The organism is Pseudomonas sp. Marseille-Q1929 (genome assembly GCF_017316265.1).
In the GTDB taxonomy this organism is placed as follows: Bacteria; Pseudomonadota; Gammaproteobacteria; order Pseudomonadales; family Pseudomonadaceae; genus Aquipseudomonas.
Map to the genome: position 1 here is coordinate 179,064 of NZ_JAFLWU010000006.1, position 14,224 is coordinate 193,287.

At 61.1% G+C, this 14,224-nt stretch carries 11 protein-coding genes and 4 tRNA genes; 6 read left to right on the top strand and 9 right to left on the bottom strand.

Annotated elements, in window-relative coordinates; all coding sequences use genetic code 11:
• Positions 1 to 60 precede the first annotated feature (60 nt).
• Complete coding sequence (locus J1G37_RS10420; RefSeq protein ID WP_207041526.1) at positions 61 to 1,929, top strand: MFS transporter; 1,869 nt, start codon at positions 61 to 63, stop codon at positions 1,927 to 1,929.
• A 123-nt stretch (positions 1,930 to 2,052) separates the two neighbouring features.
• Here the strand turns inward: J1G37_RS10420 and sugE are convergent, their stop codons facing one another.
• From sugE to rdgC, 3 genes are all read right to left on the bottom strand, one after another.
• Positions 2,053 to 2,367: a quaternary ammonium compound efflux SMR transporter SugE gene (gene sugE, locus J1G37_RS10425; RefSeq protein ID WP_207041528.1), complete on the bottom strand. Its 315-nt coding sequence runs from the start codon at positions 2,365 to 2,367 to the stop codon at positions 2,053 to 2,055.
• Positions 2,368 to 2,475: 108 nt separating this feature from the next.
• Positions 2,476 to 3,441 carry a bile acid:sodium symporter family protein gene (locus tag J1G37_RS10430; RefSeq protein ID WP_207041530.1) on the bottom strand — a complete coding sequence of 322 codons (966 nt, stop codon included), beginning with the start codon at positions 3,439 to 3,441 and terminating at the stop codon, positions 2,476 to 2,478.
• A gap of 180 nt (positions 3,442 to 3,621) precedes the next feature.
• Positions 3,622 to 4,542 carry a recombination-associated protein RdgC gene (gene rdgC, locus J1G37_RS10435; protein WP_207041532.1) on the bottom strand — a complete coding sequence of 307 codons (921 nt, stop codon included), beginning with the start codon at positions 4,540 to 4,542 and terminating at the stop codon, positions 3,622 to 3,624.
• Between the two features lie 159 nt (positions 4,543 to 4,701).
• On the opposite strand from rdgC, the gene J1G37_RS10440 reads away from it, so the two are divergent.
• From J1G37_RS10440 to J1G37_RS10450, 3 genes are all read left to right on the top strand, one after another.
• A tRNA-Val gene (locus tag J1G37_RS10440) sits at positions 4,702 to 4,777 on the top strand.
• Between the two features lie 19 nt (positions 4,778 to 4,796).
• Positions 4,797 to 4,873 (top strand) — tRNA-Asp (locus tag J1G37_RS10445).
• Positions 4,874 to 5,007: 134 nt separating this feature from the next.
• Positions 5,008 to 5,313: a hypothetical protein gene (locus J1G37_RS10450; RefSeq protein ID WP_124525275.1), complete on the top strand. Its 306-nt coding sequence runs from the start codon at positions 5,008 to 5,010 to the stop codon at positions 5,311 to 5,313.
• A 99-nt stretch (positions 5,314 to 5,412) separates the two neighbouring features.
• Here the strand turns inward: J1G37_RS10450 and J1G37_RS10455 are convergent, their stop codons facing one another.
• The 3 genes from J1G37_RS10455 to J1G37_RS10465 form a co-directional block, all read right to left on the bottom strand.
• Positions 5,413 to 7,845, bottom strand: coding sequence for a TonB-dependent siderophore receptor (locus tag J1G37_RS10455; RefSeq protein WP_207041534.1), 2,433 nt, complete (start codon positions 7,843 to 7,845; stop codon positions 5,413 to 5,415).
• Between the two features lie 78 nt (positions 7,846 to 7,923).
• Complete coding sequence (locus J1G37_RS10460; protein ID WP_207041536.1) at positions 7,924 to 8,907, bottom strand: FecR family protein; 984 nt, start codon at positions 8,905 to 8,907, stop codon at positions 7,924 to 7,926.
• Between the two features lie 6 nt (positions 8,908 to 8,913).
• The gene (locus tag J1G37_RS10465; protein WP_207041538.1) at positions 8,914 to 9,432 is read right to left on the bottom strand and encodes a sigma-70 family RNA polymerase sigma factor; all 519 of its coding nucleotides are present in this window, start codon (positions 9,430 to 9,432) and stop codon (positions 8,914 to 8,916) included.
• 200 nt (positions 9,433 to 9,632) lie between these two features.
• Between J1G37_RS10465 and J1G37_RS10470 the strand changes: the two genes are divergently transcribed.
• Positions 9,633 to 9,708, top strand: a tRNA-Val gene (locus J1G37_RS10470).
• Positions 9,709 to 9,727: 19 nt separating this feature from the next.
• Positions 9,728 to 9,804: transfer RNA gene (locus J1G37_RS10475), tRNA-Asp, on the top strand.
• A gap of 205 nt (positions 9,805 to 10,009) precedes the next feature.
• Here J1G37_RS10475 and J1G37_RS10480 read toward each other — a convergent pair.
• From J1G37_RS10480 to J1G37_RS10490, 3 genes are all read right to left on the bottom strand, one after another.
• Positions 10,010 to 12,457, bottom strand: a complete 2,448-nt coding sequence (locus tag J1G37_RS10480; RefSeq protein ID WP_242551513.1) for a TonB-dependent siderophore receptor — start codon at positions 12,455 to 12,457, stop codon at positions 10,010 to 10,012.
• An 81-nt stretch (positions 12,458 to 12,538) separates the two neighbouring features.
• Positions 12,539 to 13,492: a FecR domain-containing protein gene (locus J1G37_RS10485; RefSeq protein WP_207041539.1), complete on the bottom strand. Its 954-nt coding sequence runs from the start codon at positions 13,490 to 13,492 to the stop codon at positions 12,539 to 12,541.
• The gene (locus J1G37_RS10490; protein WP_207041541.1) at positions 13,489 to 13,998 is read right to left on the bottom strand and encodes a sigma-70 family RNA polymerase sigma factor; all 510 of its coding nucleotides are present in this window, start codon (positions 13,996 to 13,998) and stop codon (positions 13,489 to 13,491) included. The genes J1G37_RS10485 and J1G37_RS10490 overlap by 4 nt, the downstream gene beginning before the upstream one ends.
• Positions 13,999 to 14,224: the final 226 nt, after the last annotated feature.

Consider the following 14,224-nt stretch of genomic DNA (forward strand, 5'->3'; position numbering starts at 1 on the left):
TAGGTAAAGTCGTGGCCTGAATGCTTTTACAAAAAAACAGGCCACGCAGGAACACGGACGATGAGCCACCCCTCGCAATTCACCTTGCTGCGCACACGGCGCTTCCTGCCGTTTTTCATTACCCAGTTACTGGGCGCCTTCAACGACAACATCTTCAAGCAATCGCTGATCCTCGCCATTCTCTACAAGCTGACCATCGACGGTGACCGCTCGATCTGGGTCAACCTGTGCGCGTTGCTGTTTATCCTGCCGTTCTTCCTGTTCTCGGCGCTGGCCGGGCAGTTTGGCGAGAAATTCAACAAGGATGCGCTGATCCGCGCGATCAAGATCGGCGAGATCGTGATCATGGCCGTGGGCGCCACGGGTTTCCTCACCAACCACCTGGAGCTGATGCTGCTGGCACTGTTTGCCATGGGCACCCACTCGGCGCTGTTCGGCCCGGTGAAGTACTCGATCATGCCCCAGGCCCTGCACGAAGATGAGCTGGTGGGCGGCAACGGCCTGGTGGAAATGGGCACGTTCCTGGCGATCCTCGCCGGTACGATTGGCGCAGGGATCATGATGTCGTCGACCCATTACGCACCGGTGGTGGCAGTGGCGATTGTCGGCGTGGCTGTGTTGGGCTACCTCGCCAGCCGCAGTATTCCGCGGGCGGCGGCGTCGACCCCGGGGCTGCGTTTGAACTGGAATATCTTCAGCGAATCCTGGGCCACCTTGCGCCTGGGCCTGGGGCAGACGCCGGCCGTTTCGCGTTCCATTGTCGGCAACTCGTGGTTCTGGTTTGTTGGTGCGATTTATCTGACGCAGATCCCGGCCTACGCCAAGGAGTGGTTGTACGGCGACGAGACCGTGGTGACGTTGATCCTTACCGTGTTCTCGGTGGGCATCGCCCTTGGCTCGATGCTCTGCGAGAAACTTTCCGGGCGTAAGGTGGAAATCGGTCTGGTGCCGTTCGGCTCATTCGGGTTGACCGTGTTCGGCCTACTGCTGTGGTGGCATTCCGGCGGCTTCCCGCAAAACGTGCAGGCCAACGATTGGCTGGCCGTGCTCAGTTACGGCCAGGCCTGGTGGGTGTTGTTCGATATCCTCGGGTTGGGGGTGTTTGGCGGCTTCTATATCGTGCCGCTGTATGCGCTGATCCAGTCGCGTACCGCCGAGAACGAGCGTGCGCGGGTCATCGCGGCCAACAACATCCTCAACGCGCTGTTCATGGTGGTGTCGGCCGTCGTCTCGATCCTGCTGCTCAGCGTGGCCAAGTTGTCGATACCCGAGTTGTTCCTGGTGGTGTCGCTGCTCAACATCGCGGTGAATACCTACATCTTCAGGATCGTTCCCGAGTTCACCATGCGCTTCATGATCTGGCTGCTCAGCCATTCCATGTACCGCGTGGAGCATCGCAACCTGGAAGCGATTCCTGATGAAGGCGCGGCGTTGCTGGTGTGCAACCACGTGTCGTTTGTCGATGCGTTGTTGATTGGCGGCGCGGTGCGTCGGCCGATTCGTTTTGTCATGTACTACAAGATCTACCAGTTGCCGGTGCTGAATTTTATCTTCCGTACGGCCGGGGCGATTCCGATTGCCGGGCGCCATGAAGATATCCAGATCTACGAAAAGGCCTTCACGCGGATTGCGCAGTATCTGAAGGACGGCGAGTTGGTGTGCATCTTCCCGGAGGGCAAGCTGACGGCCGATGGCGAGATGAATGAGTTTCGCGGTGGGGTGACGCGGATTCTGGAAGAGACGCCGGTGCCGGTGATTCCCATGGCGTTGCAGGGGTTGTGGGGGAGTTTTTTCAGTCGCGATCCGAAGAAAGGGTTGTTTCACCGGATCTGGTCGCGGGTGGTGTTGGTGGCGGGGGAGGCGGTGCAGGAGCCGACGCCTGCCAGGTTGCAGGAGGTTGTGGGTGGGTTGCGGGGGAGTGTCAGGTAGTTACGATCGTTCCCACGCTCTGCGTGGGAATGCTGCCCTGGACGCTCTGCGTCCGCTTTAAAGAGGGTGACGCGGAGCGTCACAAGATGCGTTCCCACGCAGAGCGTGGGAACGATCAGAGGCCTAGGCGCTGATCTTGAGCCCAACCAGCCCACAGATAATCAACGCCACACTGGCCAACCGAAACAGCGCCATGGACTCCCCAAACAGGATAATCCCGGCAATCACCGTGCCCACGGCGCCCACTCCAGTCCAGATCGCATAGGCAGTGCCCAGCGGCAGTTCCTTCATGGCCAACCCCAGCAACCCAAGGCTGACCGCCATGGCGGCAATCGTCAGCGCAGTGGGCAGCGGCTTGCTGAAACCGTCGGTGTACTTCAGGCCGACGGCCCAGCCCACTTCAAACAATCCGGCAAAAAACAGAATGATCCAGGACATGCTGACCCTCTCTATATAGACGTGGGGTCGTCCCCGGATTAGGCGCTTGAGAGCGTCGCGGGGTCGTCCCCGCGAAGCTCGCTAGAGTGCCGAACAATCATCCGGCGATCAAGTTTGCGGGGTGTTTTCCAGAATGCGACGGTCTTCCTTTTCGCTCATGCGGCGGAAGTAAGTCGACAGCAACGCCCCGGAAATGTTGTGCCACACGCTGAACAGCGCACTCGGCACCGCCGCCAACGGCGAGAAGTGCGCACTGGCCAATGCGGCGCCCAGGCCGGAGTTCTGCATGCCGACTTCCAGCGCCAGCGACTTGCGCTGTGCCAGTGGCAGCTTGAACACGCGGCCGGTGAAGTAGCCCAGAAGGTAGCCGAAGCTGTTGTGCAGCATGACCACAGCCATGATCAGCAGGCCCGACTCGGCGATCTTCGCCTGGCTCGCGGCAACCACCGCCGCGACGATGATCACGATGCTCACCACCGACACCAGCGGCAGCACATCCACCGCATGGCGCACGCGCTCGCCAAGCACACGCTGGGCGACTACACCGAGCACGATCGGCAGCAGCACCACTTGCAGGATCGACCAGAACAGCTCCATGAACGATACCGGCAACCAGGCCGAGGCCAGCAGCCAGATCAGCGCCGGCGTGAGCAGCGGGGCGAGGAGGGTGGTGACGGCGGCGATGGCCACCGACAGCGCCAGGTCGCCACGGGCCAGCCAGGTCATGACGTTGGACGAAGTGCCGCTTGGGCAGCAACCGACCAGGATCACGCCGACGGCAATTTCCGGCGGCAGGTGGAAGGCCTGGCACAGCAACCACGCCACGCCGGGCATGATCACGAAGTGCGCGACCACGCCCAATGCCACGCGCCACGGATGGCGGGCGACTTCGGCGAAGTCATCAATCTTGAGGGTCAGCCCCATGCCGAACATCACCAGGCCCAGCAGCGGCACGATGGCGGTTTTCAGGCCGATGAACCAGCTGGGTTCGAGGAACGCGAGCACCGCGAAAATCAGCACCCAGTAGGCGAAGGTATTGCCGACGAAGCGGCTCAGGGCGGCGAGTGCGCGCATGGGGTGTCCTTGTTATTGGAATTCTTGAATTGGCAATGGGACCGTGTGTGGGAGCCAGGCTTGTGTGGGAGCTGGCTTGCCTGCGATAGCATCACCGCGGTCTGATTGAGGACCGAGGTGCCTGCATCGCGGGCAAGCCCGGCTCCCACACTGACTGTGCCCACTTGAGAGCGGTGTTGTTTAGATGCCCTGCGGGGTCTCTTCACCGCCCAACGCTTCAACCAGCGCCGGGATGAACTCGCCGAACGTCAGCATCATCAACGTGAAGCTCGCATCCAGTTGGCCCAGGGCTTCGTCGCCGCCGTCCTGTTCGGCCTGGTCTTGCAGCAGGTCTTCGAACTTCATGCGCTTGACGGTCATCTTGTCGTCGAGCATGAAGGACAGTTTGTCCTGCCAGGCCAGGGACAGTTGGGTCACGACTTTGCCGGTGGTCAGGTGCAGCTGGATTTCTTCGCCGGTCAGGTCCTGGCGCTTGCAGCGCACGATGCCGCCGTCTTCGTGGGTGTCGCGCAGCTCGCATTCGTCGAGGACGAAGAAGTCATCGGCCGGTTTCTGGGTGGTGACCCAGTCGGTCATGATCGCGGTGGGTGCGGTTTTCACCGTGAGCGGACGCACCGGCAGGGTGCCGATCACTTCACGCAGGGTGGACAGCAGGTCTTCGGCGCGTTTCGGGCTGGCCGAGTTCACCAGGATCAGGCCCTGTTTTGGCGCGATGGCGGCGAAGGTCGACGAGCGACGAATAAAGGCGCGCGGCAGGAAGGCCTGGATGATTTCATCCTTGAGCTGGTCGCGCTCCTTCTTATAGACCTTGCGCATTTGCTCGGCCTCGATCTCTTCGACTTTCTCTTTCAGTGCATCGCGCACCACGCTGCCCGGCAGGATACGTTCTTCCTTGCGCGCGGCGATCAGCAGGAAGTCTCCGCTGACGTGAACCAGGGGAGCGTCTTCACCTTTACCAAAAGGTGCGACGAAACCGTAAGTGGTCAACTCCTGGCTCGCACAAGGGCGCGCCAGTTTGGTGGCCATGGCCGCTTCCAACGCCTCGGCATCAACAGGCAGATCTTGGGTCAGGCGATAGATAAGCAGGTTCTTGAACCACATGGGGTGAGTCTCTCCTTTATACAAAGGGGGGCATTATTGTCTTGATAGCGGCTGAGGCCAACCCTGCCTAAGCCATTGGAAGGCCTCAAAAAAAAGATTTAAGAAAGTGCTTGCCAGACCTTGGGTCGCTCCGTAGAATGCGCGCCACACCGAGACGAAGGGTGATTAGCTCAGCTGGGAGAGCATCTGCCTTACAAGCAGAGGGTCGGCGGTTCGATCCCGTCATCACCCACCATTCGCCTCATGTGTTACGCGCAGCGGTAGTTCAGTCGGTTAGAATACCGGCCTGTCACGCCGGGGGTCGCGGGTTCGAGTCCCGTCCGCTGCGCCATATTCGGTAACCTGGAACACTGAACGCCAGGTCGCCACGGAAAGCCCGCTCATTGAGCGGGTTTTTTTTCGTCTGCGATTTATGATCGTTCCCACGCAGAGCGTGGGAACGATCAGATTCCAGAGGGTTGAAGAATGATTACTGAAGATATCGAAGTCGTTAAAGAGATTTTTTCAATCATCGATGCCGGTATTGTCGATGGTTATGATTATTTTTGTTATGACGTAACAGTGGGCGAGGGCTTCATCGATACAGGCTTGGCCGTTGAGAGAGGCGGCGTTGAGATCACTGATGCCAGAACTGATTTCGATGATACGGCGCTGTATATGCTTGCCAAGCAGCTCAATAAAAACGCCAAGGAGCGCGGTGAGTGCTGGCGTTCTTTTGTGATGTCCTATCGGCGTGGTGGCCAGGTTAAAACAAACTTCAACTATGATTGAAAGTAGAAAGCCCGCTCAATGAGCGGGCTTTTTTTGTCTGCGATTTTTGTAGGCGCACGCTTGTTATGCCGAGGGAGCAAGCTCCCTCGCCACAGGTATTTAGAAATCCCAGCGGGTGGTCACCATGACATTGCGTGGCTCACCGTAGGCAGCGGAGTTATAGAAGCCGATATTGGTGTAGTAGCTCTTGTCGAAGATATTGTTGACGTTCAACGTCGCCGACAGGTTCTTGCTGATCTGATATTTGCTCATCAGGTCCACCAGCCAATAGGCCTCTTGGGAAAACTCTTCATAGCCACCACGCGGGCTGTTGTAGATGTCCTGCCAACCCACGCTCTGCCAACGTACGCCGCCGCCGACGGTCAACTTGTCCAGGTCGCCCTTGAGTTTGTAGGTGGTGTACAGCTTGACCTGGTCTTCCGGCTCAAAGGTGGAGATCTTCACGCCCTTGTCGTCACGCACAATCTTGTGGGTGTAGCCGGCTTGCAGCTGCCAGCCAGGGGCGATCTCACCAGACATCTCCACTTCATAACCCTTGGTCACCGCCTTGCTGCTCTTATAGGCGTAATTGTTTGGCGTGGGCTTGAGGTTGTTGTACTCGTCGTCGGACAGCGCGCGGTTGGATTCGTGGATTTCAAAGTAGGCGGCGCTGGCATTGACCCGACCGTCGAGATAGTCGGCCTTGACCCCCAGTTCCCAGTTCTGGCCTTCATCCGGTTCCAGCAGCTTGTTGTCGCGGTCGCGGTTGTAGTTTTCCTGCGGCATGAAGATATCGGTGTAGCTGGCGTACAACGCGTAGGTGTCATTCAGGTCATAGACCGCGCCGACATACGGCACCACGCGCCCGGACTCGCGGTAGCTGGGGTTGTAGCCGGTGACCTGATAGTTGACCAGGCGCGCGCCGAGCAACACCTTGAGGTCGTCGGCCAGGTTCAGGCGTGTGGTCGCGTACGCGCCGGTCTGGCGCACGGTGTCGTCGATCAGTGATTGCGCCTGGCCCCAGTCCGGCATCGTTGCGTGGCCGTGCCAGTTGTTGAAGTCGACGATATTGGGGTCCAGGTTCCAATAGCCTTTGCCTTTCCATTCCGAAGCGCTGATCGAGCCGCCCAACACCAGTTCATGTTCACGCCCGCCGAGGCTGAACGGGCCGCTGACATACAGGTCGGCGGAGTCGCTGACGGTTTCCCCGGTGTATTTGCCCGAGGTCAGTTGCGCGGTGCCATCCGGCTGGGGCTGGTCGCCCTGGATCGAGCCCATCAAGGCGTGGTAGCCGTTGATCTTGTGGTCCAGTTGCAGCTTGCTGACCCAGCCATTGCCCAGGTCATGTTCGAGCATGGCAAACACGGTGCGGGTGTATTGCTCCCAACTGCTCCACTCGGCGGCGTCGTTGAACGAGCGCTTGACGCTGTTGCGATTGCCCTGGGAGTTGATTAGCGGAAAGCTGCCCGACCAGGACGAGCCTTTTGGCAACGTGTCCTGGTAATCGCCGCCTACGGTCAGCAGAGTATCGGGCGACAGGTCGAACTCCATGATGCCGTAGTACGTCGGGCTCTTGCGCGAGTAGTGGTCCATGAACGAATGCTTGTCCTGGTAGGCCGCCACGGCCCGGCCGCGCACGTTGCCGCTGTCGGTCAATGGGCCGCTGACGTCCAGTTCGCTGCGGTAGTTGTCCCACGAGCCCGCGCCGAGGGTGGCGTGGCCCTGGAAGTCGGCGGTGGGTTTCTTGCGCACCAGGTTGATGGTCGCGCCGAGGGAGCCCGCGCCAGTGAGCAGGCCGGTGGCGCCCTTGAGCACTTCGACGCGGTCGTAGATCGCCATGTCGCTCAGGGTGTTGCCCGCCGAATAGGCGACGTTGCGCGCAGTGGAAGGGATGCCGTCGTACTGGAAGTTATTGATCGAGAAGCCGCGCGCATAGTAATTGCTGCGCTCGGTGTCGAAGGCCGACACGGTGATGCCGGGCGTGTGGCGCATCACGTCGTCCACATTGGTCAGGCCGAAATCATCCATGTGCTGGCGGGTGACCACGGAGACCGATTGCGGGGTTTCCTTGGGCGTCAGCACCAGGCGGGTCGAGGTCGCGAGCGTGCCAGGGGTGTAGGAACCCGTGCCTTCGGTGATATTGCCCAGTTGGGTGGCGCTGACTTGGGTCGGGCTCAGTTCCATGGTGCCATCGCTGGCGATGGGCGCCGGTTGCAGGGCGTAGACCTGATCACCTTTTACCGCGCGATAACCGCTGCCCAGCAGCAACCGGTCGAAACCGTCCTGGATGCCGTAGCTGCCCTTGAGGCCGGGGCCGCTGAGACCTTCCAGTTCGTGGGACTGGAACACGATGGCCACGCCGGCCTGTTGCGCAAAGCGATTGAGCGAGCTGCCCAGCGGCCCGGCCGGGATGTCGTAGGCCTGGGCGGCGACGTTGACGCTATCTGCGTGCGCCGGGCTGACGCTCAGCACCGAGGCGCTGAGCATGGCCAGGGACAGCGGCGCGAGTTTCAGTAGGCCAAAGCGCCCACGCGGGTAGGAAGGGGTGTGCATGGTGAAGGCAATCCTTTACGTGTCGAATTACCTCTCTTGACGGGCAGCTGCGAGAAAACCGGAAGCAAATGCGAATAATTATTTATTGGCGGTGTCGTCTGGGTCCACGAGGATCAGCCAAGGCGTAAAACTTCTGACCCTTATCGGTAAGGTTTGCGCGAGTAATTGCAGGGCGTGATCGCTGTCGTCCAAGGGGATGACGGCCGAGACGCGCAGGCTTTGCAGCGCCGCACGATCGAATTGCACTCGCCCGGTTCGATGGCGGGAGATTTCATCCAGCACCTCGGGCAATGGCCGGTTTTCCACCACCAATTGATGGCGGCGCCAGGCTTCGTTGATGCTGGCGGGGTCGATGCTGCCGGCCAGCCGCACGCTGTGGCTGCTGACCAGCGCCCGGGAGCCGGCATCGACTTCCAGGGTCTGCTGGGCATTCGCGCTCTGTGCCGCCACGCGGGATTGCAACATGCTCAGCACAGTGACATCGCCCTCACGCTTGACCACAAATCGCGTGCCCAGTGCGCGCAAGGTGCCTTGGGCGGTCTGCACGATAAATGGCCGCGTGCTGTCGTGGGCCACCTCCACGAGGATCTCGCCCTGCAGCAATTCAATGCGGCGCTGCTTGCTGTCGAAATGCAGGTTCGCCGCGCTGATGCCATTGAGGGTCAATGTCGAGCCGTCCGCCAATTGCAGGGTTTGCCACTGGCCAGGGCCATTGCGCACATCGGCCATCCATTGTTGCGGGTAAGGGCTGATGAGCAGCGCCGCGGCCGGAATCGCCAGGCTGCACGCCAGCACCAAGGCGCGTACGGCGCGCTTGCGACGGTGGGATTTCTGTTGCGCAAACGCGGCATTCAAGGCGGCCCGCGCCGGTGATTTCTTATCGCGCAGGGCCTGCATGCGCGTTATCACTTCTTCCATGCGTGCGGCGGCTGCGGCGTAGTGCGGGCCTTGTTGCTTCCAGCATTCGAACGCCAGGCGCTGGGCTTCGCTCAGCTCACCTTCGTGCAGGCGCAGCAGCCATTCGGCGGCTTGTTCTTCGATCTGTTGGCGGGCGTCGTGCATGTGCGCTCAGGTGTCCAGGCTGTGGCCGCAATGCACAAGCGCCTGGATCAGGTACTTGCGCACGGTGCGTTCCGACAGCTTGAGCTGGCGGGCGATCTGTTGTTGGGTCAGTTCTTCGAGGTAATACAGCACGAAGGCCTCGCGCGAATAGGTGTGCATGCCTTCGAGGATAAACGCGATCTGTTCCAGGGCCTCGAGGGTGGTGTGGATCTGCTCCGGCGACTGGAACCCTTCAAGGGCGTCCACCGTCAGCGCCAACTCTTGCAGGTAGGCGCTTTCGATCTGCTTGCGCCGGGCCTGGTCGATGAGCAGGCGGCGCGCCGTGGTGCTCAAGTACGCCCGCGGTTCGCGAATGCTTGCCACCGACTCGCGGGCGTTGAGGATACGCGCGAACGTGTCCTGCGCCAGGTCCGCCGCGTTCTGCCGGCAGCCCAATTTGCGCCGCAGCCACGCCAGCAGCCAGCCGTGATGCTCGCTGTAGAGCGCGGTTATTTCCCGTTGGAAGGGCGGTTCACCCACAGACATAGGCGTGGCTCAAGCGTTATTGAGAATGGTTTTTAATTGTGCGGCCAAGTGTCGGGTAAACGCAATAGACTCGCGTTTGTGGGGCGAAAAGCCCGTATTTACGGGGTTTCCTCCACCCTTGGAAAAATATTTCAAATAAATTGCATATAAAACAAGACATTGCGGATTTTTGGTGTAAGATGCGCCCACACCGAAACGAAGGGTGATTAGCTCAGCTGGGAGAGCATCTGCCTTACAAGCAGAGGGTCGGCGGTTCGATCCCGTCATCACCCACCATTCGCTTCAAGTGTTACGCGCAGCGGTAGTTCAGTCGGTTAGAATACCGGCCTGTCACGCCGGGGGTCGCGGGTTCGAGTCCCGTCCGCTGCGCCATATTCGGTAACCTGGAACACTGAACGCCAGGTCACCACAAGAAAGCCCGCTCATTGAGCGGGCTTTTTTTCGTCTGCGATTTTTGCAGGAGCAGGCTTGTTGTGGCGAGGGAGCTTGCTCCCGCTGGGCTGCGAAGCGGCCCCAAAATCTGGGGAGCGCTACGCACTCCAGCGGGAGCAAGCTCCCTCGCCACGACGTATCAGGTTCAGAACTGGTACTTGAGGCCCACCGTCATATTGCGCGGGTCACCGTAGAATGCGCTGCTATACAGACCGTAGCCGGCGTAGTACTCGCGGTCGAAGAGGTTGTTCAGGTTCAGCGACGCGCTGAGGTTCTTGCTCACGTCATAGCGCGCCATCAACCCCACCACGGCGAAACTGCCTTCGTCGGCGCGCGCATCCATCGGGTAGGTGATGGCGGAATAGGTTGAACTCTGCCACGTCACATTGCCGCCCACCGTCAGGTCACGCAGGGCACCTTCGAGCTTGTAGGCCGTGGACAGTTTGAACTGGCGCTCCGGCAGGTTGGTGTTGATGCGGTTGCCGTCCTTGTCCCGGGGCTGGGCGTAGGTGAAGCCGGCAAGCATCTGCCAACCCGGTGTCAGTTGGCCGGACAACTGCATTTCAAACCCTTTGGTGGTGGTGCCGCTGACGGCCTTGTAGGCCGTAAGCCCTCCCGTGCGAACGCCGTCGTCCACCCCCAGGTTGTCCTGCTTGATGGTGAACACCGCGAAACTGGTGTTGAGCGCACCGTCGAAAAATTCCGACTTCAGGCCCGCTTCATAGCTTTGTCCCGTCAGCGGTTCCAGCGCCTTGTCGTTTTTGTCGAACAACGACTGCGGCGTGAAGATGTCGGTGTAGCTGACGTAGAGCGAGTGGATGTCATTGAGGTCGTAGACGATGCCAGCATAAGGCACCAGCTTGCCGGTTTTCTTGGCGCTGTCGTCCGACGGATCATTGGGCTTCCAACCGTAGGTCAGGGTGCCTTCACGCTCATAGTTGACGACCCGGCTGCCGAGGATGACGTGCCAGTCGTCCAGCGGGTTCAGGCGCAATGCCGCGTACCCACCGGACTCCTTGATCTTGTAGCCCTGGCTCTGTTGGAAGGTGAACGCCTCCGGCTGAGGCGGGTTGTTGCCCCAGGTCTCGTAGTTCACGTTGAGGCTGCCACCGTCCAGTGACTGATAGTCCGAGCGGCGGTTACTCGCATTCAAGCCCACCACCAACTCATGGGTACGCCCCAGCAGCGAAAAAGGCCCTGTCGCATAGGCATCCACGGAGTCGGCATTGATCGTGTAGGTCACGCGGCTGCGCTGCAGTTCGGCGATGTGGGTCGTCTCGTCGGGGAACGGCCCCCAGCCGACGATGTTGCCTTGCAACTGGTCGGTGGTGCCTTTCCAGTGGCTGGCTTCTACGCGTAACAGCCAGTCATTGTCGAAGCGCTGCTCGATGCCGGCGAAGTATTTGGTGCTTTGGCTGTCGGCATACGTCCATTTGGCCGCCGGGTTGGTCGAGCGTTTGAAGTTGGCGCGGTTGCCATCGGCGTTGTACAGCGGCAGCTGGCCAAAACTGGAGCCGTCGGCGTCGATTTTCTGATAGTCGATGCCGGCGTACAGCGTGGTGTCTGGCGTGATATCGGCCTCGCCGATGGCGTAGAACACGTCCTTTTTCTGCGCGTAGTAATCAATGAATGAATGGTTGTCCTGATGGGCGGCCACCACGCGCCCACGCAGCGCGCCGTTTTCGGACAACGGCCCGGACAGGTCCATTTCCGTGCGGTAGCGATCCCAGGTGCCGCCACTGCCGGAGACATAGCCCTGGAAGTCTTTGGTCGGACGTTTGCGGACCAGGTTGACCACCCCCGCCGGGCTGCCGACGCCACTCATCAACCCCGTCGCGCCGCGTACCACTTCGACGCGGTCGTAGATGGCCATGTCGCGCACGCCCAGGCCGTTGGTATTGGTGGTGAAGTCTGACGTCGGCACACCGTCGTACTGAAAACTGTCCAGGGCAAAACCGCGGGAGTAAAAGTTGTAACGCTCACTGTCGTCGTGCATCACCGTCACGCCAGGGGTTTGCCCGAGGACTTCGGCGATGGAACCCAGGCCCTGGTCATTCATGTGTTGGCGGGTGATGACGGTCACCGACTGGGGAGTCTCGCGCAGGGACATGGGCAATTTGGTCGCCGTGCTGGTGCTGCCCGTGGTGTAGGAACCGGAGTTTTCGGTGGTCTGGCCCAGTTGTTGGCCGGTGATGCTGGTGGCCCCCAGCTCAATGCTTGACCCATCTCCCAATGGATACAGCGTGTAGGAGCCGTCCCCGGAGGCGACCGCATTTAGCCCGCTACCACGCAGCAGGCTGCGCAATCCCTCATCGATGCCGGTGTTGGCATTCAGCCCGGCACTGCGCTTGCCTTCCACCAGCGCCGGGTCGATCGGCAGGGTGATGCCGGCCTGGCTGGCGAACTCGGCCAGCGCCGTGCTCAAGGCGCCGGCGGGAATCGTGTAATGGCGCACGTGCTGCTGGCCGATAGGTTCGGCCAGCAGGGGTGGGCTGGTCACCACCGAGCCTGCAACCAGCAGGCCCAAGGTCGCCCCGCGTATTGCCAGGGCCAAGGAGTGGAAGGGTAGGACGTACCGCTGTGGTTGCCGCATTGAGTGTTCCCCGTCGAAGAGTGTTGGCTGTTTTACGAGGAGGACGCATGGCGGCTGAAAAACACGACACACGCGAGAAATTCAGCTTTCCCGGGCGGCGATGGTCACCCAGTAGCGGCTGCGGGTGCGGATGTCTACCGGCAGGGTGCGGGCCAGGGCGGCCAGTGCCAGGTCGGTGTCTTGTAATTGGAATGTGCCGGAGATCTGCCAGTCTGCCACTGCCGGATCGCAGCGCAGCAGGCCGGGGCGATAGCGGCCAAGCTCAAGGGCAAAGTCGGCCAGGCGCATTTTCTCCGCGCGCAGTACGCCTTGGGTCCAATCGCTGCTGCTGCGTTGCAGCGTGGCCACGGGCGCAATCAGGGCGCGACTGAACTCGGTCTGCTGGCCCGCTTCCAGGCGCAGGAAATCCTTGGCGTGAGCGGGATAGACCTGCACGGCCCCCTCCAGCACCGCGATACGGGTTTTGCCGTCGAGCTGGCGCACGTCGAAACGCGTGCCAACCGGGCGCAAACGGCCTTCGGCGGTTTCCACCACGAGTGGGCGGTTGAGCGGGTCGGCGGCGGTGCTGACCAGAATCTCGCCGGCGTACAGGCGCAGCAGGCGCTGCTGGCCGTCAAAGCGGATGTCCATGGCGCTGGCGGTGTTGAGCATCACCCGGGTGCCGTCCGGCAGCACGCATTCGCGACGCTCGCCGGCCACGGTGCGTTGGTCTGCACTCCACTCCCGCCAGGGCAGTGCCTGGTAGGCGAGTGTGCCCAGCGGCGCAGCGATGATCAGGGAGGTCAGCAGTTTCAGAGTGTGGCGCCGATCAAGGTTCGCCGGGCGGCCCAGCGCGGGCATGCCGATATCCGCCGGGATTGCGTCGAAACGTGCGTGGAACCCTGCGGCCAATTGCCAAGCGCGCTCGTGGTCGGCATGGCTGGCGCGCCAGTGGTCGCAGGCTTCCCGATCACGTGGGCTGGCGTTGCCTTGCAGGCGCACGAACCAGCGTGCCGCCTGGCGCGCAATGCGCCGGTCAATCGGCTGGGCACTCACGCTGGGGTCGTGGCCAGGATGATGCATTCCTCATAGGCGCGCGCCAGATGGCGTTGCACCGAGCGCACATGGATACCCAGGTGGCTGGCGATTTCCTCTTGGCTGTAACCCTCAAGTTGAGCCATCAGAAAAGCCTGGCGCGTCCTGGCCGGCAGGCACGAAAGCACCTGGTCGACCTCATGCAGCGCTTCGAGAATCAGCGCCTGGCTCTCCAGCGAGGGGGTGTTCTGCTCGGGCAGGTGGGCCAGGGTTTCCAGCCACGCCTGCTCCAACGAACGCCGGCGGTACAGGCTGATCAGCAAGCGATTGGCGACGGTGGCCAGGTAGGCGCGCGGGCTGTCGAGGGTACGTGGCTTGGCGCCCAGCAGGCGGATGAAGGTATCTTGCGTCAAGTCCGCCGCGTCGGCGCTGTTGCCCAGGCGCTGGCGCAACCAGCCCACCAACCAGCCGCGATGGTCGCGATAGAGGTCGCCGATATTCTGGTAAGGACTGGTTGGAAGGGGCATGGGGCGTGTTGTTGACCAAAGTAATGCAAGTGAGAATTCATCTCATTCTATCGGTGGCTACGCCTTGCTCGCAAGGCTCTCCCCTGAATGTTTGCCCGCGTACGCCTTGCCGTTGTGCACTGCCTACACCCCGTGAACTGTGCTGGTGCGTCATGACGTGGCGGAATACCCCCATGCACATTGGTCGATTGCGCCCCTTGCCGCTTAAACGGTTATCTATAGCCAC

Excerpts from the sequence above, each read along its gene's own strand:
- J1G37_RS10420 (WP_207041526.1), top strand. The coding sequence starts at position 61 with ATGAGCCACCCCTCGCAATTCACCTTGCTGCGCACACGGCGCTTCCTG.
- sugE (WP_207041528.1), bottom strand. The coding sequence starts at position 2,367 with ATGTCCTGGATCATTCTGTTTTTTGCCGGATTGTTTGAAGTGGGCTGG.
- J1G37_RS10430 (WP_207041530.1), bottom strand. The coding sequence starts at position 3,441 with ATGCGCGCACTCGCCGCCCTGAGCCGCTTCGTCGGCAATACCTTCGCC.
- rdgC (WP_207041532.1), bottom strand. The coding sequence starts at position 4,542 with ATGTGGTTCAAGAACCTGCTTATCTATCGCCTGACCCAAGATCTGCCT.
- J1G37_RS10450 (WP_124525275.1), top strand. The coding sequence starts at position 5,008 with ATGATTACTGAAGATATCGAAGTCGTTAAAGAGATTTTTTCAATCATC.
- J1G37_RS10455 (WP_207041534.1), bottom strand. The coding sequence starts at position 7,845 with ATGCACACCCCTTCCTACCCGCGTGGGCGCTTTGGCCTACTGAAACTC.
- J1G37_RS10460 (WP_207041536.1), bottom strand. The coding sequence starts at position 8,907 with ATGCACGACGCCCGCCAACAGATCGAAGAACAAGCCGCCGAATGGCTG.
- J1G37_RS10465 (WP_207041538.1), bottom strand. The coding sequence starts at position 9,432 with ATGTCTGTGGGTGAACCGCCCTTCCAACGGGAAATAACCGCGCTCTAC.
- J1G37_RS10480 (WP_242551513.1), bottom strand. The coding sequence starts at position 12,457 with ATGCGGCAACCACAGCGGTACGTCCTACCCTTCCACTCCTTGGCCCTG.
- J1G37_RS10490 (WP_207041541.1), bottom strand. The coding sequence starts at position 13,998 with ATGCCCCTTCCAACCAGTCCTTACCAGAATATCGGCGACCTCTATCGC.